The organism is Achromobacter dolens, from assembly GCF_902859745.1.
Classification (GTDB): domain Bacteria; phylum Pseudomonadota; class Gammaproteobacteria; order Burkholderiales; family Burkholderiaceae_B; genus Achromobacter; species Achromobacter dolens.
This window is the reverse complement of the sequence record NZ_CADIJW010000003.1, coordinates 136,649-157,982: the sequence shown is the minus strand read 5'-3', so window position 1 is coordinate 157,982 and position 21,334 is coordinate 136,649. Positions and strand designations below refer to the sequence as shown.

Sequence of the window (21,334 nt, the reverse complement as noted above, 5' to 3'; positions counted from 1 at the left end):
AAATAATCTCTTTTTCCATACATATGGAAATAAATGAGACCTTTTGTCTTGTAAGAATATATTTAAAGTCGTTTTCTTATCTTGGTTTAATCAAACTGCAAGCAATGAGTATTCTCCGTGGGTATCTTTGGACGCCCCCAGGGAAAATATCGTTATTGCAACTTCAGGTCACTGATCGCGTCCGAAATAGCCGGGGATATCGTGCTAGGGGTAAATCGGCACCCCCTATTCGCCATTGACCGCGCACCCCGTGTCATGGCATACGCGCGCGGCGCCAAAATGCCGTCGCACCCTGGCCGCGCAAATCTGTCCTGATATTGAAATGACTTCCACCCATGACAGGCCGGTGGATTACACATTTCAACAAGTGCGCCCCCTCTCGGGGCGCGCCTGGCGCGCCCCGAGAGGCCGGGATTAGAAGCGGAGCTTCAGGCTCACCCCGCCCTGCGTGTCGCGATAGCCCTGGCTACCATGGCGCTGCATCAGGTTCGCCGAGATGCTCACCCGCTCGTTCAGCTCGCCCTGCACGCCCGCAGACATCTCGACCACGTGCTTGCTCCCCTGGATCAAGACCCGGGTGTCGTCCACGCTGACGCCGTAGGGCCTGGGCGTGTGCACCCAGTTAACCTCCAGGAAGGTCTCGAACCCGCCCGCTTTTGCCGGGTCCGGCGACGCCTGCCGGCTGGTCATGGAGAATCGCGCGCCCAGACGGGTCTGCAGTTTGTCGCCCCCCACGCCCTTCACCGTCGTCCCGGTACGTTCCGTGTGCTCGCCGGCTTTCACCCCCGACCAGATGACTTGCGCCTGCGGCCGGACTGCATATCGGTTCTCCCTACCGCCTCGGGTCGCATAGGCGCCCGTCTCCAGCACATAGCCCACTTCCACGGACCCGGTGATGCCTTGGCTCTTGTATTTCTCCGCGGCCAGACCCTCGCCCTTGACCGTATTGTCGAATCGGTTGTAGAGCGCCCAACTGTCCACATACAGGCCGCTGCGGGCCGACGCGTCCTGATACCAGGTCCCATACAGGCCCAAGCCATAGCCCACCACATCACCGCGGGATTGGTACCCTGACAGGCGGTTGCGAGTCTTGCTGCGGTGACTGCCGTAGCCAGCCATGACGCCCAACTGCCAAGCGTCTCGGCCGCCGAAAGCGCCCCCCGCGAACGATCCTCCCAGTTGGAGCATGCTCCGGTCCGCCGAGTACCGATTCTGCCCGTCCGACAGACTGCCGCGGCTGCGTCCGGAGGCCATTCTGGCCCAGCCGTGGCCGTGGGCGCCCGTAACGGGATCGACGGATTCCGCGCTCTGGCGGTCGCTCAGGCTCATATCGAACAGCGTACCCGCCGCGGCCATATTGGCGGCGTAGCTGCCCATTTCCGGGCGGTGGACACGAACCCTTCCAACGCCGACTCCCCCGCTCGCGTGATCGTCGCCCGGCTCAATGACGGGCTTGTCCGCCGGCGGTATCGCGGGCATATCGGCAGGCGGCGCCCCAGGCGCCTCAACGGGCGGGACTTCCGGCTTGTCAGCAGGCGGCACCGACGGCGCATCAACGGGCGGAACCTCCGGTTTATCAGCAGGCGGCACCACGGGCGCGTCAACGGACGGAACCTCCGGCTTGTCGGCAGGCGGCACCGACGGCGCCTCAACGGGCGGAGCCTCCGGCTTGTCAGCAGGCGGCACCGGCGGGGCATCAACGGGCGGAACCTCCGGCTTGTCAGCAGGCGGCACCCCGGGCGCATCGACGGGCGGAACCTCCGGTTTATCAGCAGGCGGCACCACGGGCGCATCAACGGACGGAACCTCCGGCTTGTCAGTGGGCGGCACCACGGGCGCGTCAACGGACGGAGCCTCCGGCTTGTCAGTTGGCGGTACCTCCGGCGCATCAACGGGCGGAACCTCCGGCTTGTCAGCAGGCAGCACCACGGGCGCATCAACGGACGGAACCTCCGGCTTGTCAGCGGGCGGCAACGACGGCGCCTCAGCGGGCGGAGCCTCCGGCTTGTCAGCAGGCGGCACCGGCGGCGCATCAACGGGCGGAACCTCCGGCTTGTCAGCAGGCGGCACCGGCGGCGTCTCAACGGGCGGAACCTCCGGTTTATCAGCAGGCGGCACCACGGGCGCGTCAACGGACGGAACCTCCGGCTTGTCAGTGGGCGGCACCGACGGCGTCTCAACGGGCGGAACCTCCGGTTTATCAGCAGGCGGCACCACGGGCGCGTCAACGGACGGGACCTCCGGCTTGTCAGCGGGCGGCACCGACGGCGTCTCAGCAGGCGGAGCCTCCGGCTTGTCAGTGGGCGGTACCACTGGCGCATCAACGGGCGGAACCTCCGGCTTGTCGGCAGGCGGCACCGACGGCGCCTCAACGGGCGGAACCTCCGGCTTGTCAGTCGGCGGTACCTCTGGCGCATCAACGGGCGGAACCTCCGGCTTGTCGGCAGGCGGCACCGACGGCGTCTCAACGGGCGGAGCCTCCGGCTGGTCAGTCGGCGGTACCACGGGCGCATCAACGGGCGGAACCTCCGGCTTGTCGGTAGGCGGCACCGGCGGCGTCTCAACGGGCGGAGCCTCCGGCTTGTCAGTCGGCGGTACCACTGGCGCATCAACGGACGGGACCTCCGGCTTGTCAGCGGGCGGCACCGACGGCGTCTCAGCGGGCGGAGCCTCCGGCTTGTCAGTCGGCGGCACCGGCGGCGCATCAACGGACGGGACCTCCGGCTTGTCAGTGGGCAGCACCGACGGCGTCTCAGCGGGCGGAGCCTCCGGTTTGTCAGTCGGCGGCACCACTGGCGCATCAACGGACGGGACCTCCGGCTTGTCAGCAGGCGGCACCGGCGGCGCATCAACGGGCGGAACCTCCGGCTTGTCAGCGGGCGGCACCGACGGCGTCTCAACGGGCGGAGCCTCCGGCTTGTCAGTCGGCGGCACCACCGGCCCATCAACAGGCGGGACCTCCGGTTTGTCAACAGGCGGAACCGACGGCTTCTCCGCAGGCGGCACCACTGGCGCATCGACAGGCGGGACTGCCGGCTCGTCGACGGGCGGCGCCTCAGGCTCGTCGGCAGGCGGCTCGCTTGGTTTTTCCGGCGGCGCGATGAAACTCGTCAGATACCAGTTGTTCTCGTTCTTCCCCGAAGCCGACCCCTTTTGCAGATGGTAGTCATAGGCGCCGGCGGCGATGCGGCCTCTTTGTACGAAGGCGTCCGCCGTGGAAGTCCCGGTCCGAATAAGTTCGATCCCCTCGATCGTCTGCGCGCCGGCCCCTCCCTCGTTGGTCACCACGACATAAGTCGTGCCGCTCGCAGCGCCACTGATCCGCAGTTGGTCCGTCTTGCTGGCGTCGCCGCCGAGCACCGTGCCGAAAGACACGGTGCCACCGTCTCCGACCCAGTCTCCGTCCTGTACGTAGACCTGGCCGGCGCAGTCGGCGCAAGTGTTCAGCATCAGCATGCCGCCGTGGCGCATGTTTCCGACCACCTGGATGCCGCTCCTGGCCGCGGGCGCGCCCTGGTCGTTGAACAGGATGATGCCGCGGTTGTCCAACTGGCGAATCGCCTGGTAGCCGGGTCCCCCCAGGTTGAGGGTGGCGCCAGGCGCCACGGTCAGACCGGAGGACTGCGCGAATGCGTTCGCCACGCCGATCTTGAGCGTGCCCGCCTCGATACGGGTCTCGCCCTTATGGGTCGAGCCGTAGCGCAAAGTGAGGGTGTTGTTGCCGCGCTTGATCACGTCACCCGTGCCTGAGATCGCATTCGAGAAGGTCACCGCATCGCTGCGATCAAAGGCCAGGACGGCGTTGTTCACGATGGCGCCTCCCACCGACCCGCTCACCCTTCCGTCGCCAAGCTGCAGAACGCCTGCATTGATGACGGTGTTACCGGTATACGTGTTATCGCCGGACAGGATCAGGGTGCCGGCGCCATTCTTTTGAACCCCCACGCCGCCCCCCTTGATCACGCCCGCGTACTGCGACGCATCGCTGCGGTCAAACACCATGCTGCCCAGGCCCGTGAAAGTGACATCGCTGGCCAGGGAGCCGCTTGTACCGCCATCACCGATGCGCAGCGTGCCGCCTTCCACGGTGGTCAGTCCGGTGTAGGTGTTATCGCCCGCCAGCGTCAGGACATTGGGCCCCTTCTTCGTGACAACCCCCGCGCCCGAGATCACACCCGCGTAGGTTGCCGCGTTGGCACGATTGAAAACCAACGTGCCCCGGTTGGCGATATCGCCTGTGATCGAGCCGGTGTTGCCGCCCGCGCCCAACGCCAGCGTGCCGGCGGCGATCGTGGTGTCGCCGCTGTAGATGTGATCGCCGGTCAGCGTCAGCATGCCGGCCCCTTGTTTGGTCAGGCTGGCGCCGTCCCAATGCGCGGACGGTTTCACATCCATCAACGACACGTCCACGGTATCCTGCTCGCCGGCGGCCAGCGTGAAGGTGCCATGCTCCAGCCCGTTGTCGGCCAGCCAGCTCAGGCCGTAACTGGCCAGGTAGCTTTTTTGGTCCTCGGATTTTCGGGTGACCACCGTCAGATAGTCGACCTTCTTCTGGAATCCGTCCGACCTGACGCGTGCAAAGTCGCCTTCGATGCCATCCGCCGCGCTGAACAGTACCTTGGTCTGGTTGGGCTTGTGCACGAAGCCGGACAGATCGAGCGAGACGTTATCGCCGATACGCACCTTGGAGGCCGTCAGATTGCCGAACGGCGCGCCGCTTTTCAGCGGGTCCAACATGGACAGCGTCGCCCCATTTTCGAGAACCACGGCGCCGGACAAGGCGACGGTCGCGGGCGCGTGCACCGACAACGTGGCGCCATCGGCCACATCGATCCCGCCGGCGAGCGTACTGACGGCCGCCGTGCCATTGCCGAACCGCAAAGTGCCAGCCCGGATCGCCGTATCGCCACTGTAGCTATTGCCGCCACCAAGCACCTGCACGCCGGCGCCGGTCTGGATCACCGTGCCCGTGCCCGAAATATCGCCCGTGTTTAGCGCTTCGCTGCCGTGGTCGAACACCAGCGCGCCATTGTTGACGATGTTTCCGCGCACCGAACCGCCGACGCCGCCGTCGCCAAGCTGCAGCGCGCCCGCGTTGATGACGGTGCCGCCGGTATAGGTATTGTCTCCCGACAGGACGAGCGTGCCGGCGCCGTTCTTTGCGACGCCGACAGCGCCGGAGACGACGCCCCCATACCGCGAGGCATCGCTGCGGTCGAACACCAGCGAGCCTGAGGGATTCTGGAAGGCGATGTCGCCCGCCAGGGCGCCGCTCGCGCCGCCGTCGCCCACCCGCAACGAGCCGGCTTCGATGGTGGTGCGGCCGGTGTAGGTGTTATCACCGGTCAAGGTCAGGGTGTTGGTGCCTTTCTTGGTGACCGTTCCAGCGCCTGAAATCTCGCCCGAATAGGTCACGGCATCGCCGCGATTGAAGACCAGCGCGCCCTGGTTGACGACATCGCCGGTCACCGAGCCCGTGGCCCCGCCAGCGCCCAGCGCCAGCGTCCCGGCCGCGATCGTGGTGGCGCCGGTGTAGGTGTTGTCGCCGGTCAGGACCAGCGTCCCCCCTCCCTGCTTGGTCAGGCTGCTGCCGTCCCAACCCGTGGCGGTATTGGCGTCGGCGTTCGTGAGCGCGTCTTCAATGGTCTGCGCAAGTCCGGTGGCGATGGTGAACAGGCCGTCCGCCTGGCCATTGCCAAGCAGCCAGGTCAGGTCATAGTCCGCCAGGTACTGCTTGCCGTCGTCGGATTTGCGGGTGGTCAGCGTCAGGTAATCGACCGGCCTTTCGAATCCGTCCGTGGCGACACGCGAGAACTCTCCCTCGATGGCCTCGTCGGCGCTGAACAACAGCACGTCGCGCTGGATCTTGTGGGCGATGCCGGACAGCGCCAAGGTGACATCGTCGCCGATCGACACCTTGCTGGCCGCCAGGCCGGGGCCGGACGCGATGCCCTTCATGGCATCCTGCAGGGCCAGCGTGGACCCTTGCCGCAAGGCCACCTGGTCCGAAACACGCACGCTGGCCGGCACCTGGATCGCGAGACTGGCGCCGTCAGCCACGGCCACCCGGCCACCCAGCGTGTTGGCGGCGATTGCGCCACCGGCGAATTTCAAGGTGCCGGCATTGATGGCGGTCGAGCCGCCATAGGTATTGCTTGCGCCCAGCGTCAGGGTGTTGGCGCCCTGCTTGATGAGCGCGCCATTGCCGGAAATCCTGCCCGCGTACGTGACCGCATTGCCGCGGTCAAAGATCAGCGTGGCGTTGTTGACGATATTGCCCGCAACCGAACCGCCCGCGCCGCCATCGCCCAACTGCAGCACGCCGGCGTTGATGAAGGTGTCTCCGGTATAGGTGTTCGCCGCCGTCAGCAACAGGCGGCCGCCGCCGTCCTGGGTGACGCTGCCGCCACCTGAAACCACGCCCGTGTATTGCACATCGTCGCTGCGGTCGAAAACCAGCGCGCCGCTGTTGGAAATGTTTCCCACCACCGAGCCCGCGGTGCCGCCCTTGCCGATGCGTAGCGTGCCACCGTAGATCGACGTGCCGCCGGTATAGCTGTTCTCACCGGTCAGCGTCAGCGTACCGCCGCCCCCGCCGTAGAGATTGCCCTGTGCAACACTCCCTGCCCCGGAAATCACCCCACCGTATTCCACCGCATCGGAACGCTGAAAGCCCACCGAGCCGGATTGAATGTGGATGTCTCCAGCCAGGGAACCGGTCGTGCCACGGTTGCCGATATAGAGCCTTCCGTTGTCGAGGGTAGTAAGACCGCTGTAGGAATTTTCGCCGACAAACGTCACATCGCTACTCGTCACCTTGACGCCGCCGGATCCGGAAATCACGTCGTTGTACTGACCACTGACGGCGCGGAATTCCAGTGTGCCGTGGTCGATGATGTCCCCGGCCAGCATCGCCAGCGTGTATCCTCCATATCCGGAAGAGCCAACCTTCAGCGTACCGCCCTCGATCGTGGTGACGCCGGCATAGCTCCGGCCATCGGCCCAGAGCGACAAGGTATTGGTCCCTTTCTTGGTGATCGTGCCCGCCCCTGCGATGGTGCCCATGAAAACCGCGACATCATCGCTATGATCGAAGACCAGCGCGGCGCCATCCTCGATGGACATGTTTCCCGTGACGACGCCCGCCGTGCCGCCGTCGCCGATGCGCAGCGTGCCCGCGCGCACCACGGTGCCGCCCCGGTAGCTGTTCTCGCCAGTCAGGGTCAGCGTCCCGAGCCCCTGCTTGGTCAGGCTGGCGCCGTTCCAGCGCTTGTCCGGATCGGTACTGGCCGCCACATCCTTGAGCGCCTCACTGACCGTGTCGTCGGTATCGACCGTGAAGGTGCCATGCGACATGGAGGGGTGCGCATACCAGCTCAAGCCGTACCCGGCCAGGAAGCTGCCGCCCGATTTCCTGACGGTCAGCTTGCGATAGTCCACCTCGGGCACGTACGCCTCGCCCAACACAACATGGGCAAAGTCGCCCCCGATGCCGCCAGCCGAGCGGAACAATTCGACGTCGGCGGCAGGCCTGTCGACGAAGTTGGGCAGATGCAGGGTGGCGTCGGCGCCGATGTTCAGCGTGCCCATCGTCAGCCCCGGCGAAGACGAGGTTGTTTGCATCGTGTCGCGCAGCAGCAGCGTCGAGCCCGCCCCGATCATCACGTTGCCGCCGACCCGTAGCGTCGCCGACGGGTCCCTGGCCAATGTCGCGCCCGGCGCGACCGTGAGCCCGCCGCTCAACACATTGAGGGACGTGTCGGCGCCGGGCGCCCCGAATTGCAGGGTGCCGGCATCGACGCGGGTATCGCCGGAATAGATATTGGTGCCGGTCAGGATCAGCGTCCCGGCGCCGGCCTGCGTCAGGCTGCCCGTGCCGGACAGCCTGCCGCCATAGGTCAGGCTGTCGCCGCGGTTGAAGACGAGCGCGGCATTGTTGGCGACATTGGCTTGCAGGGAGCCGGTGGCGCCGCCATCGCCAATCCGCAGCGTGCCGGCATTGATGGTGGTGCGCCCGGTGTAAAGGTGGTCGCCGGTCAGCGTCATCGTGCCGGCGCCGTTCTTGGCCACCGAACCCGAGCCCGAAATCTGCCCGGCGTACGCGGCCGCCTCGGCGCCATGGTCGAACACCAGCAAGCCCTCGTTGACGATGTCCCCCTGCACGCTGCCGGTGGCGCCGCCCTTGCCCAACTGCAACGTGCCTTCCAGGACGCGCGTGCCCGCGTCGTAAAGATTGTCGGCGCTGAGAACCAAGGTGCCGCCGCCGGCCTTGGTCAGGCGCCGGCCATCCCAGTCGGGATTGACCTGCGCCGTGTTGTTCGAGAGCGCGCCCGTCACCTCGAAGGTCTTGCCATCGGCCACGTGGAACGTGCCGCTGGCCGCCGCATCCAACCCGTCCCAGCGCAAGGAGTACTGCATGTTGCGCCCGTCGGTGTTGAGGTAGCCGTACTCCGGAGCGGCCGAGCCGTCCACCAGCACCTCGCCGGCGCGCCATGCCCCCGTAATGCCACCGGTGGTGGTGATCAGCCTCACCGCGTGCTGATCCCACCCCGTCAGGCCGGCGGATACCGTGGCGCCCTCATCGAACGAAACCGCGCGCGCGCTCAGGCTGCTGCCCGGCTCGAAGGCCAAGGCGCCTGCCCCCAGCGCGGCGTCGCCGCTGAACGTCAATCCCTTGCCGGCCAGGGTAAGGCGGGTATGCGCGGCCGCCGTCAACGTGCCGCTCACCAGGGAATCGACATTGCTGACAATGCGCAAGGCAGTGAGATGATCCGCATCCGCGCCCGCGGACAGTTTCACGCCGCCGGCCATCCTGGCCCCGCGTTCGAGCGTCAGGGTATTGGCGCCGCCAGTCAGGACCAGCGCGCCATCGCCCGCATCGATGCTGCCGCGATTGGTGTTGGTGAGGGTCAGGTCGCTGCCGCGCAGGTCGGCGCCCCCCGTCTGGATGACGCCGCGATTCGTGAGCGTCGCGCCGGCGGCGAGCGTCTGCGAATGACCGTCCAGGTTCCACTCCGCGTCCGCCCACACAGACAGCGCCGTGCTGTAGGCCATGGCGTCCGCCACCGCGGTGTAGAGCGTGCCGGCGGTGATGGCGGTGGCGCCGGTGTAGGTGTTCTGGTTGCTCAATGTCAGGGCGCCGGTGCCGGCCTGCGTCACCGCGCCCGCGCCCGAAATCACGCCCGCGTAGGTCGCCGCGTCGCTACGGTCAAAGACCAGCTCGCCCTGATTGACGATGTTTCCCGCCACGGCGCCCGTCGCGCCGTTGTTGCCCACGCGCAGCGTGCCCGCCTCCACCACGGTATCGCCGCTGTAGGTGTTGTCGCCGCTCAGGATCAGCGTGCCCGGCCCCTGCTTGGTCAGGCTGTTGCCGTCCCAGTCATCGGTGGCCTCCACCTTGCTCAGCGCCGCGCCCACGGTAAACGCCTCGTCGTCACCGATCAGGAACGTGCCATGCGCCTTGGGCGGCGTGTCGAACCAGGCCAGCCGCCAGCTCCCCAGGAAGTGCTCCCCGTCGTCGGACTTGCGGGTACGCAGGGTCAGATAGTCCGAGATCCATTGGGTCGGGTCGGCGGCGTCGTGCGCCGCTTTTTTCCCGCCGATGGCGACATGGGCGAAATCGCCTTCGATCTTTCCGCCCGTCGCGCTGAACAGCAACGCATCCGTCGCGCTGCCCTGCCCGACCCCGGACAGGTTGAAGCCGACATCCGTACCGATGCTGACGGTTCTGGCCTGCATGCTTGCCGGCGATTCACCCGACGGCGCGCTCGCCGACGTGATGGACAACATCGCGCCATCGCCCAACCTGACGCTGCCGTCCACTGTCATCGGATTGCCGGCGAATCCGGCATCGGCGCCCGCGCCGACGATGACGTCGCCCTTTACCCGGGCCGAGCTGCCGCCGCGGTTGAGGATCGACAAGCGCGGCGCGCCCAGCGTCTTGTCGTCATGCGACAGCACGATATTGCCGTCGATGCTCGAGCCCGCTTCGAGCGTGAGGGAATTCACGCCCCCCGTCAGGGAGATGGCGGCGCCGTCCTGGCCTGACTTAGCGATTCCCGTGCCAGCCCCGCCCGCGCCCTTTTCGATATCTCCGCTATTGATTATGGTGAGGTTGCTGCCGCTGATAGCGGCGCCGCCATCCCCGCCAACGACGCCATACGCAGGAATATGAGCACTTCCGCCCGCGCCCCCACCTCCGCCCAATATCTGGGCGCCGCCAGCGTTGATGATCCGCAGGCCGTCACCCTGGATTCCATTCCCGCCCAAGCCGCCTGGAGCCGCGGAATAATAGGGGTGCCCCCAGTTGTAATAGTCCCCCATCCCTGAAGAGCCCGAACCGCCCTGAATGACCAGACGGTTCGTGATGTTCAGGCGGCTTCCACTGATTGCGCTCCCCGCCGAGGCAGCGGCGGTGACGCTCCATTGTGACCGAGCACTATCACCGCCGGAGCCGCCCAGAAGAATGCCCGCATTGGAAACGCTGAACCCCGCCCCCCGAATCGCGCTGCCTCCTGTCGTATACACCCCGCTCCCCTTGCCCCCCGTGACCACCGTGCGTCCATCGACGGACACCCGGTTCGCCTCGACGTCGGCCCCGTCAGGGCTGCTGATCACATAGGCGGAGCTGCCCGTCGCGCCCAGCCCGTCCACCTCTTCCAGCGAATACGGATCCGCCTGGGCGGGCAGGCTGACGGTTTGCACGCCGGTCGCGGCGATCGCGGTGGAAAAGGAGCCAGAGACCATCAGGCCGGCGCAGAGCGCCGCGGTCGTCCGGTTCAGGCGAAACGGAACACGTGGCGCGGACGTCGCGCCGGCGGAATCTTTCTTCAAGGCCGCGCATGTCGCGAACGGCTCGGGCCAATGGGATATGGTCATGGTTGCCTACACAGGCGTCGAGCGTCATCGACGACGCTCGACGCACCTCCTCCGGAAATGAACGAACATGCGCATTGCCTGAGGGCAGACGCGATGAAAATTCTAGGTAGGCAAACAGGAGGAAAACCGGAGGCGGGCAGCAGTCACTTATACGTCGGCGGACCAGCCCGACATATCATCGATCCGGTATAGCGCGCTGCCGCCCCCGCAAAAATGCGGGACAGCCGCAAAGCGGACATTGCGCCGTTGCGTGGCCGCAGCCATCAATCGGCGCGCCATCCGCCCCGTGGCCCGGCCTTGTCCGCACGCAAAAAAAACCGGCGCCACGAGGCGCCGGCTTGGGGTGTCGCAGGCGCCCGCGGCGGGCGCCATCTCCATGCTTACTGCAGCAGGCTGCGCAGCATCCAGGCGTTCTTTTCGTGCACGTCCAGGCGCTGGGTCAGCAGGTCGGCGGTCGGCTGGTCGTTGGCGGCGTCGGCCTTCTCGAAGGCGGCGCGGGCGGTCTTGGCAACGGACTCATTGGCGTTGACCAGCAGGCGCACCATTTCCAGCGCTTCGGGCACGGATTCCGGCTCGGCGATGGACGACAGCTTGGCGTACTCGCGATACGTGCCCGGCGCGTAGTGGCCCAGGGCGCGGATGCGTTCGGCGATGCTGTCCAGCGCGTTCCACGACTCGGTGTACTGGGTCATGAACATCAGGTGCAGGGTGTTGAACATGGGCCCCGTGACGTTCCAGTGGAAGTTGTGCGTCATCAGGTACAAGGTGTACGAGTCGGCCAGCAGCTTGGACAGCTCGCCGGCGACGGCGGCGCGGTCCTTGTCCGAAATGCCGATGTTGATGCGCGGAACGCTGGGGGTCTTCTTGGAGGACTTTGCCATTGCTAGCTCCCTGTGGGGTTGGTAGACAAAACGAGGATAACACCGCGATTGCGACAATCCGGCGCTGCCGCCGGCCGCCGCCATGCGGCTTGATCGAGCGCAAATGCGCTCGTATTTTCTTCAGTCCTGCACGGCCGCGGCTTCGTCCGACAGCATCCGCACGCCAGGCAGTTCGCATTCGTACACCGCCTGGGCCAGCGCCTCGATCGCCGCCAGCCGCGGGAAGCTGCGGCGCCAGGCCAGCACCACGCGACGCTCGGGCACGTGGCCCTCGAACGGCAGGTAGCGCAGCAGACTGTTGGCCGGCGGCTGCTCCGGGACAGCCGTCACCGGCAGCACCGTCACGCCGATCCCGGCCGCGACCATGTGGCGGATGGTCTCCAGCGAAGATCCCTCGAAGGTGCGCTGGATGCCGTCGCTGGCGGCCGAGAAGCGCGACAGCTCCGGACACACCTCCAGCACCTGGTCGCGGAAACAGTGGCCGCTGCCAAGCAGCAGCATGGTCTGCTGCTTCAGGTCCTGCGCGTCGATCGACTCGCGCTGCGCCAGCTCGTGGTCCTGCGGCACCGCCACCACGAACGGCTCGTCGTACAGCGGCTGCATCACCAGCCCCGCTTCGGGCAGCGGCAGCGCCATGATGGCGCAATCGATCTCGCCCTGGCGCAGCAGCTCCACCAGGCGCACGGTGAAGTTCTCCTGCAGCAGCAGCGGCATCTGCGGCGTGCGTCCGATCTGCACTGGCACCAGGCGCGGCAGCAGGTACGGGCCGATGGTGTGGATCACGCCGACCCGCAACGGACCGGCCAGCGGGTCGTGGCCCTGGCGCGCGATCTCCTTGATGCTGGCGCTCTCTTCCAGCACCTTCTGGGCCTGGGCGACGATGCGCTGGCCGATGGGCGTCACGCCCACTTCGGCCCCGCCCCGCTCGAACAGCGTCACGCCCAGCTCGTCCTCGAGCTTGCGGATCGCCACCGACAGCGTGGGCTGGCTGACGAAACAGGCCTCGGCCGCCCGGCCGAAATGGCGCTCACGGGCCACGGCCACGATGTATTTGAGTTCGGTCAGAGTCATGGACTAGGCCCCGGGGGTTGGGCGCCGGCCCGATGGGCGGCGCTGGAAAATGAAAAGGTCATCGCAAACCCATCCGTCAGGTGCGCAGGAAGTCTTCCCTGCCCCGCATCCAGCGGGCCAGGTGCGCCTCGACGGCGGCGGGATGTTCGGCGCGCAGCCAGACCGCGGCGTCGCGCGCCTGCTCGGCGATCTCGGCGTCGGTTTCCAGGTCGGCAAAGCGCAGCAGCGCCATGCCCGACTGGCGCGTGCCCAGGAATTCACCGGGGCCGCGTTGTTCCAGGTCGCGGCGCGCGATCTCGAAACCATCCGAGGTCTCGAACATGGCGCGCAGGCGCTCGCGCGCCACCTGCGACAACGGCGTCTGGTAGATCAGGACGCAGACGGACTCGGCGGTGCCGCGCCCCACCCGGCCGCGCAGTTGGTGCAGTTGCGCCAGCCCGAAACGCTCGGCGTGTTCGATGACCATCATCGAGGCATTGGGCACGTCCACCCCGACCTCGATCACGGTGGTCGCCACCAGCAGGTCGATCTCGCCCTCGCGGAAGGCCTGCATCACGGCGGCCTTCTCGGCCTGCGGCAGGCGGCCGTGCACCAGGCCAATGCGCAGGTCCGGCAGGTCGGCGCGCATGCCCTCGTAGGTGTCGACGGCGGTCTGCAACTCGAGGGCTTCGCTTTCCTCGACCAGCGGACAGACCCAATAGGCCTGCCGGCCGCCGCGCGCGGCCTGGGCGATATGGGCGATGACCTCCTCGCGGCGCGCGTCCGACACCAGCTTGGTCAGCACCGGCGTGCGGCCCGGCGGCAGTTCATCGATCACCGACACGTCCAGGTCGGCGAAGAAGGTCATGGCCAGCGTGCGAGGAATCGGCGTGGCGCTCATGTTGAGCTGGTGCGGCACGATGCGGCCGCGCACCGTCTCGCCCTTGCGCGTCAGCGCCAGGCGCTGGCCGACGCCGAAGCGGTGCTGCTCGTCGACGATCGACAGCCCCAGCCGGTGGAACTCGACGTGCTCCTGGATCAGGGCCTGGGTGCCCACCACCAGTTGCACGCTGCCGTCGGCCGCCGCGGCGGCGGCCTCGCGCCGCGCCTTGGCCGTCAGGCTGCCGCTGAGCCAGGCAACGTTCACGCCCAGCGGCTGCAGCCACGACACCAGCTTGCGGAAATGCTGCTCGGCCAGGATTTCGGTGGGCGCCATCAGCGCCACCTGCGCGCCGCCGGCAATGGCCTGGGCCGCGGCGATCGCGGCGACCACGGTCTTGCCGCTGCCGACATCGCCCTGCAGCAGGCGATGCATCGGATACGGCCGCGCCAGGTCCGCCGAAATCTCGGCCACCACGCGCTGCTGCGCCCCGGTCAGCTTGAAGGGAAGCGCCTGGTACAGCCGGTCCACCAGGCCGCCCGGCTCGTCGCGCGCCGGCAGCGCCTCGGCTTCCTTGACGCGCCGCGCGGCGCGCGCCGCGGCCAGCGACAACTGCTGGGCCAGCAACTCATCGAACTTGATGCGGCGCCAGGCGGGATGCACGCGCTCCAGCAGGGCCGCCTCGGACTCGCCCTGCGCCGGCGTGTGCAACGCGCGGATCGCCGGCTCGAACGGCGCCAGGTCGTAACGCGCCAGCGCCTGCGGCGGCAGCGTATCGGACAGGTCGGCGCGGTCCAGCGCCTGCGCGATGGCGCGCCGCAGCGTCAACTGTGGCAGGCCTTCGGTGGTGGGATAGACGGGCGTCAGCGCGGTGGGCAGCGGCGCGTTGGCGTTGGTCAGGCGCGGATGCACCATCTCGCGCCCGAACAGACCGCCACGGACCTCGCCGCGCGCGCGCAGCCGCCTGCCGACCGTGACCTGCTTCTGCTGGCTGGGGTAGAAATTCAGCCAGCGCAACTGCAATTCGCCGCTGTCATCGGCCAGCGTCGCGGTCAGTTGGCGCCGCGGCCGGTACAGCACTTCGGATTTGGTGATCTCGCCTTCGACCTGGCCGGCGAAGCCCGGCCGCAACTGGCTGATCGGGATGACCCGGGTTTCGTCCTCGTAGCGCAGCGGCAGGTGCAGCACGAAGTCCTCGGGCAGCACCAGACCCAGGTTACGCAGCTTGCGCTCCGTATCCGTCATGGCTTTGCCGGCGCCTTTGGAATCGGCGCCGGATCGCTTGGTAGCCACTGCCGCGGCCGGCATATGGGAGGAAACCCCGGGGGAAAACGCGCGTGGGCGGGCGTTACAGGACCAGGACGGCCTCGACCTCGAACTGCGCGCCCTTGGGCAGGCTGGCCACGCCGACCGTCGAACGGGCCGGGAACGGCTGCGGAATGAGTTCGGCCATGATGGCGTTGGCGGCGGTGAACTTGCCCAGGTCGGTCAGGAACAGCGTCAGCTTGACCACATTGTCCAGCGTGCCGCCGGCCGCTTCGACCACGGCCGTCATGTTGGCGAAGGCCTGGCGCACCTGCGCATCGAAATTCTCGGAGACCAGGTCGCCGGTGCCGGGCTCGAGGCCGATCTGGCCCGAAAGGTAGACGGTCTTGGTGCCAGTGACGGCAACCGCTTGCGAGTAAGGGCCAACGGCGGCGGGCGCGGCGTCGGTATGGATGATTTGCTTGCTCATGGGCGGAATCCTTCTGGTGACGGATAGCTACAACTATCGGATTTTAATCGGCAATAGGGTTTTGCGAAAGGCTCTATGCCAGGGAACCCCCGAACCGTCCATGTTACCCACACTTCGGGACGGAAAAACGCAATGCGGACCGCCCCGGCATCGCCCACCGGCATTCCCACCCAAGGAAAACATCATGGCCCAGGACTATCGCGTCACCCTCAAGGATTGGATTCGCCAGGCCACCGGCGCGCAAGACTCGGACGAATTCGAACAGACCGGCATCACGGTCATGAGCATATCCCCGTTCCCGGAAGCCATCATCCTGGCCCACCCGCCCGAGAACAGCGAGGTGTTCATCCTGGCGGTCCAGGTCGACGCCCTGGATGCCGACGTCCACCCGACCCTGCTGCGCAACGTCCTGCAACTCAATTGCGACCCGGATCTGCTGCCGGGCGCCTTCGCGCTGGAGCCGCAGGAACAGGTCGTGCTGTACCGCTGGGTTGTGGACCTGCCGGACATGGACGAAACCAGTTTCCAGAACGTCCTGGGCAATTTCGCCGTGCTGGCGGGCAAGGCGCTCGATGCCTATCGCGACGCCCTGCCCGTGGCCCCCGCCGCCGCCAGCGCGGAGCCGTTCGGCCAGGCGCCCGGCGTCCTGCGCGCCTGACCCCGGGAGATCCGCCATGCAAAGCATTTCCCGACTCCTGACCAGCCAAACCCCCAAAATCGCGGACTCCGCCAGACGTGTGGTCACCAACCGCACCCAGAGGAGAATCGTCTCGTCGTTCATGCGGCGCCAGACCTTGAGTACCCGCTCCCGGCCGGTGGGCACCCACATCCAGATGCGGCGCTACAGCTCGTCATCCATTCCGCCGGGGGGTACAGGACGCACCGGGGGCACCGGGGGCACCCGTGGCACTCGTGGCACTGGCGGCACGGGCACCACCACGGGCGGCATCCAGCGTTCACGCGGCCATTCGACCGCCGGCACCCAGGGCCACCGCACGCCGCCCAGTCCCGCCACGCCATCCTCGCAAGGCCCCGGCCTGCTGCGCATCGCGGTCGACGCCCTCGTCAACGCGGTCTCGGCCCTGCTCGGGCAGACCGGCACGGCCTCGCCGCCCTTGCCGACCGTCGCCCCCGAGCGCGCCAAAGAGGTCTACGCCTATCTGGGCGACCACAGCTTCAAACGCCCCTCGGCGCAACCCTTCCAGGGCGATGCCCAGGCGGCGGTCCGCTTCCACCAGCAACGCGCCAGCGAGACCGCGACCAGCCTCGGCGTGCCCAAGAGCGTGGCCGACCAGATGCCGCCGGAGGCGGATCTGGCCATGTGGATGTACCAGCAGGCGCAGACCGATGGCGGCAGCGTGGACGACAACCACGTGCCGCCCCCGTTCAACGGTCGCGATTTCAACCAGGCGCTACGCGGCGACGCGCCGCTCAGGACGGGAGAATCCCGCCCCCCGCGCGACACCCACGATGCCCGCGACATATCCCGCGAGAAACTGATCGCCGGGCTGGAACTGCGGGTGCTGACGCCCCCCACGCCGTCGGGCGAGCCCAAGGTGTATGCCCGCACCCTGGCCACCAACGACCACAACACCGAGTTGCTCAGGCGCCTGAACGCGGGCGAAGCGGTCACCGATGCCGGCGTCATCTCGGTCACCACCAAGCTGGACGCCGCGTCCCCCGCCATGTACCTGGTCTCCGTCGACAACGCCTTCGTCGACCCGCATGGTCCGGACGCCAATGACCTGGCGCGCGCGGAAGCCGAGCACATGGCGGTCGGGCAGGTACTGGTCAAGATCGGCGAGCACAATGGCGTGCCGATCGTGGCGGCCCACGCGGACATGGCGGTCCATGCCAATGCGCTGGCCGACATCGCCCGTCACTTCACCTTCCAGGAAGGCACGCTGGAAACCGCCGTCCAGACCCAGACCCGCACCGAACGCGCCGACGCCGCCCGCACGCGCATCGCCGAACATCCCGACGAACTGCTGGCGCTGGCTCGCGGCAAGCTGACGGCCTAGCGCCGCTCGCCCCGTCCTGCGCCCTGCCCGCCCGGCGTCAACGGCGGTCCGCCAGGGGCGGGCCGCCGATCTCCGCCCGGCTGGCCCACAGCAGGTCGTACAGCGCCTGCGCCGCCAGCGGCAGGCTGCGGCCCTGGCGCCACACCAGATACAGCGGCCGCAGCAGCGCCTTGCCCGCCAGCGGCACGATGCGCAGGTCCGTGCCGCCGAAGTGGAACAGCGTCATCGCCGGCACCACCGCCACGCCCAGGCCGGCGCGCACCAGCCCGGTGACCGTGGCCAGGTGCTCGACCTCGAACACCGGCGGCGGCGCGTCGGCGCCGAAGGCCGCGTCCAGATGCTTGCGCACGCTGCTGTTGCGCGCCAACTGGATCACCGCGTAACGCGCCACGTCGCGCAGGCGCACCCGCGCCTGCGCAGCCAGCGGATGATCGGCGCGGCACACCAGGAAATAGCGATCGGCGTGCAGGAACTCGCTGTCCAGGTCGCTCATGTCCGGGCGTCGCGAAGCCACCGCGAAGTCCACCTGGCCGTCGCGCACCATGTCCAGGCACGGGTCGAGCAAGGCGTCGCGCAGGTCCACCGCGATGCCCGGATGCTGCTCGCGGAACCTCGCCAGCAGCGGCGGCAGCCAACCCGCCGCCAGCGACGGCAGCGCGGCCAGCGCCACCCGGCCGCGACGGCGGGCGGCGTGATCGCGCAGGTCTTCCATCACCAGGTCCATATCGGCCAGCAGGCGGCGCGCCGACGCGTCCAGCACGCGCCCTTCGGCCGTCAGCTCCACATTGCGGGTGTTGCGGTCGAACAGCCGCAGGCCGGCGCTGTCTTCCAGTTGCCGGATCAACGCGCTGAAGGCCGGCTGCGTCAGATGGCAGCGCTGGGCGGCGCGGGTGAAGTGCCTTTCTTCGGCCAGGGCCACGAAAGCGCGCAATTGCCGGGCGGATAGATTCATGGCTTTTTTGGATTAATTGATCCGATATTTCTATTTTACGGATGATCGGACGCTGCCTATAGTGGGCTCCGGCTTCCCTCACGCGACTTTTATGCCTTCCTCTCCCCTGCTCATCGGTTGCGCCTCCGGCTTCTCCGGCGATCGCAGCGACGGCGCCGCCGCCGTGGTGCGTACGCTGGCTGCCCGGGGCGGCGGCACGCTGATCTTCGAAACGCTGGCCGAGCGCACCCTGGCGCTGGCGCAACTGGCGCGCAATGCCGACCCGCGCCGCGGCTACGAGCCGCTGCTGGACGAACTGGTGGCGCCGGTGCTGGCCGACTGCCTGCGCCACGGCATCGCCATCGTCAGCAACTTTGGCGCCGCCAACCCGGTGGGCGCGGCGCGCCGCATTGCCGAACTGGCGGCGCGGCAGGGCCTGCCGGCGCCGCGCATCGCCGTGATCCATGGCGACGCGCTGGACACACCGGCACAGCGCGACCTGCTGCGGCAACGCCTGGGCGCGGCGCTCGACGGGGTCGAGGTGGTCAGCGCCACCGCGTACCTGGGCGCCAGCGAGATCGCGCAGGCGCTGGCAGCCGGCGCGCAGATCGTGGTCGCCGGCCGCGTCGCCGATCCGTCGCTGACGCTGGGCCCGGCGCTGGCCCATTTCGGCTGGGACGCGCAAGACTGGCCGCGCCTGGGCCGCGCCACCATGGCCGGCCACATGCTCGAATGCGGCCTGCAGGTCACCGGCGGCTATTTCTGCGTGCCCGGCCTGAAGGAAGTGCCAGACGTGCATGCCGCCGGCTTTCCCATCGCCGAGATCGACGCCGACGGCGAGTTCGTCATCGGCAAGGCCGCCGACACTGGCGGCGCGGTGAACGCCCGCACGGTCAAGGAACAGTTGCTGTACGAAGTGCACGACCCGGCCCGCTACCTGACGCCCGACGTGACCGCCGACCTCAGCCAGGCGCGGGTCGAGGAACTGGGCCCCGACCGCGTCGCCGTGCGTGGCATCACCGGCCACGCGCGCCCCGCGGAACTGAAGGTCAACGTCTGCCACCACGGCGGCTGGCTGGCCGAGGCCGAGATTTCCTACGCCGGCGTGCAGGCCGAGGCGCGCGCCCGGCTCGCCGCCGACATCGTGCGCCAACGCATCGGCTCGGCGCTGCGCCTGCGCGCCGACCTCATCGGCGCCATCAGCATCCTGGACAACGACGCCGGCGCCTTGCGGCAGGGCCAGGCGGCCGGACATGCCCGCGATGTGCGCCTGCGGATCGCCGGCGAGCACACCGATCGCGCCATCGCCGAACGCGTGCTGCGCGAAGTCACCGCGCTCTACACCTGCGGCCCGGCCGGCGGCGGCGGCGTGCGCACGGCGCTGCGCCCGCGCCTGAACATGGTGTCCTGCACCATCCCCCGCGATGCCGTGCCCAGCGGCTGGCGCTTCCTGGACGAGATCCCGCAATGAACACCCCGTCGATGACCGTCCCCCTGTACCGCCTGGCGCACAGCCGCTCCGGCGACAAAGGCGACACCTCCAACCTCAGCCTGATCGCCTGGGACCCCGAATGCTATGAAGTGCTGGCCGCGCAGATCACCGAAGCGCGCGTGGCCGCCTGGTTCGCCTATCGCCAGCCGGCCCGCGTCACCCGCTACCTGCTGCCGACCCTGCACGCCATGAACTTCGTGCTCGAAGGCGTGCTGGACGGCGGGGTCAACGACGCGCTCAACCTGGACGCGCACGGCAAGAGCCTGTCTTTCCGCCTGCTGGACATGACGGTGCCGGTCAGCGCCACGCTGGCCGCCCGCCTGCCCGACATTCCGGAGGACCGCCCCGCCCCCGCCTGAGCCCGCCGCACCACCACGACAACAACACACACAACACACGACAGGAGACACATCATGCGCTTTACCCTCAAGGGCCGGCTGGCCCTGCTGCTGGCCGCCATGCCGCTGACCGCCCTGGCCCAGGGCGCCGCCGCCAACGGCTTTCCGACCAAGCCCATCACCTTCATCGTGCCGTTCGCCGCCGGCAGCGCCACCGACCAGATCGGCCGCGCCATCGGCCAGGGCGTCACCGAACAGACCGGCCAGGCCGTGGTGATCGAGAACAAGCCCGGCGCCAGCGCCATGATCGGCGCCGCCGCCGCCGCCCGCGCCGCGCCCGACGGCTACACGGTGCTCATCACCACCAACACCACCCACGCCGCCAACGAACACCTGTACAAGACGCTGACCTACCAGCCGGTCAAGGACTACGCGCCGATCTCGCTGCTCGGCAAGGGCGGCCAGATCATGGTGGTCAACCCCAATTCGACCGCCAAGTCGGTCGGCGACTTCCTGGCGCAGGCGCGCCAGTCGCCCGGCAAGCTGAGCTTCGGCAGCGGCAGCTCCAGCAGCCGCATCGCCGGGGAACTGCTGCAGCAGATGGCCGGGGTGCAGTTGCTGCACGTGCCCTACAAGAGCAACCCGCTGGCCGTCACCGACCTGCTCGGCGGCCAGATCGACATGATGATCACCGACACCGCCACCGGCCTGCCCCAGGTCAAGTCGGGCAAGCTGCGGGCCCTGGGCGTGACCGGCCAGGCACGCTCGCCGCTGGCGCCGGACGTGCCCACCATCGCCGAATCCGGCGTGCCGGGCTACGAGATGGGCTACTGGTTCGCGGCCTATGCGCCGGCCGGCACCCCGCCCGACGTCGTCAAGCGCCTGAACGAACTGCTGGTCAAGGCCACGCAGAGCGCGCCGGCCAAGCAGTTCTACGCCCAGACAGGCACCGACCCGGCCAGCTCCACGCCGGACGAGCTGGCGCAGTTCCAGCAGGCCGAGTCGAAGAAGTGGGGCGACATCATCAAGAAGGCCGGCATCCAGCCGGAATGACCGTCCCGGGCGGCTGCGCGCCGCCCTGCTGGCGCCTTTCCCGCAGAAACAAAAAGCCCCGTCGCAGATGCGACG

The 21,334-nt window shown here is 68.1% G+C and carries 11 protein-coding genes; 5 read left to right on the top strand and 6 right to left on the bottom strand.

Annotated elements, in window-relative coordinates; genetic code table 11:
* Positions 1-414 precede the first annotated feature (414 nt).
* From HV783_RS04340 to HV783_RS04320, 5 genes are all read right to left on the bottom strand, one after another.
* The gene (locus HV783_RS04340; RefSeq protein WP_175188750.1) at positions 415-10,878 is read right to left on the bottom strand and encodes an autotransporter-associated beta strand repeat-containing protein; all 10,464 of its coding nucleotides are present in this window, start codon (positions 10,876-10,878) and stop codon (positions 415-417) included.
* A 380-nt stretch (positions 10,879-11,258) separates the two neighbouring features.
* A complete protein-coding gene (locus HV783_RS04335; RefSeq protein WP_006386428.1) occupies positions 11,259-11,759 on the bottom strand; it encodes a Dps family protein in 501 nt (166 codons plus the stop codon).
* Positions 11,760-11,879: 120 nt separating this feature from the next.
* On the bottom strand, positions 11,880-12,830 hold the full coding sequence (locus HV783_RS04330) for a LysR substrate-binding domain-containing protein (RefSeq protein ID WP_054502614.1): 951 nt from the start codon (positions 12,828-12,830) through the stop codon (positions 11,880-11,882).
* Between the two features lie 76 nt (positions 12,831-12,906).
* Positions 12,907-14,997 carry an ATP-dependent DNA helicase RecG gene (gene recG, locus HV783_RS04325; protein ID WP_175188749.1) on the bottom strand — a complete coding sequence of 697 codons (2,091 nt, stop codon included), beginning with the start codon at positions 14,995-14,997 and terminating at the stop codon, positions 12,907-12,909.
* Positions 14,998-15,037: 40 nt separating this feature from the next.
* Entirely contained in the window at positions 15,038-15,424 is a 387-nt protein-coding gene (locus HV783_RS04320) for a Rid family detoxifying hydrolase (RefSeq protein WP_054502616.1), read from the bottom strand.
* A gap of 184 nt (positions 15,425-15,608) precedes the next feature.
* Between HV783_RS04320 and HV783_RS04315 the strand changes: the two genes are divergently transcribed.
* Positions 15,609-16,082, top strand: a complete 474-nt coding sequence (locus HV783_RS04315; protein ID WP_175188748.1) for a YbjN domain-containing protein — start codon at positions 15,609-15,611, stop codon at positions 16,080-16,082.
* A gap of 136 nt (positions 16,083-16,218) precedes the next feature.
* Positions 16,219-17,445 (top strand): hypothetical protein, encoded by a 1,227-nt coding sequence (locus tag HV783_RS04310; RefSeq protein WP_175188747.1) that lies wholly within the window; start codon positions 16,219-16,221, stop codon positions 17,443-17,445.
* Between the two features lie 37 nt (positions 17,446-17,482).
* Here the strand turns inward: HV783_RS04310 and HV783_RS04305 are convergent, their stop codons facing one another.
* Entirely contained in the window at positions 17,483-18,397 is a 915-nt protein-coding gene (locus HV783_RS04305) for a LysR family transcriptional regulator (protein WP_064522968.1), read from the bottom strand.
* A gap of 91 nt (positions 18,398-18,488) precedes the next feature.
* Here HV783_RS04305 and HV783_RS04300 point away from each other — a divergent pair, with 91 nt between their 5' ends.
* Genes HV783_RS04300 through HV783_RS04290 form a run of 3 tightly spaced genes read left to right on the top strand, consistent with a single transcriptional unit; the run spans position 18,489 to position 21,259 of the window.
* Positions 18,489-19,847, top strand: coding sequence for an acyclic terpene utilization AtuA family protein (locus HV783_RS04300; RefSeq protein WP_175188746.1), 1,359 nt, complete (start codon positions 18,489-18,491; stop codon positions 19,845-19,847).
* Complete coding sequence (locus HV783_RS04295) at positions 19,844-20,227, top strand: AtuA-related protein (protein WP_175188745.1); 384 nt, start codon at positions 19,844-19,846, stop codon at positions 20,225-20,227. Before HV783_RS04300 ends, HV783_RS04295 begins: the two co-directional genes overlap by 4 nt.
* 54 nt (positions 20,228-20,281) lie before the next feature.
* Positions 20,282-21,259 carry a Bug family tripartite tricarboxylate transporter substrate binding protein gene (locus tag HV783_RS04290; RefSeq protein WP_064522970.1) on the top strand — a complete coding sequence of 326 codons (978 nt, stop codon included), beginning with the start codon at positions 20,282-20,284 and terminating at the stop codon, positions 21,257-21,259.
* Positions 21,260-21,334 lie beyond the last annotated feature (75 nt).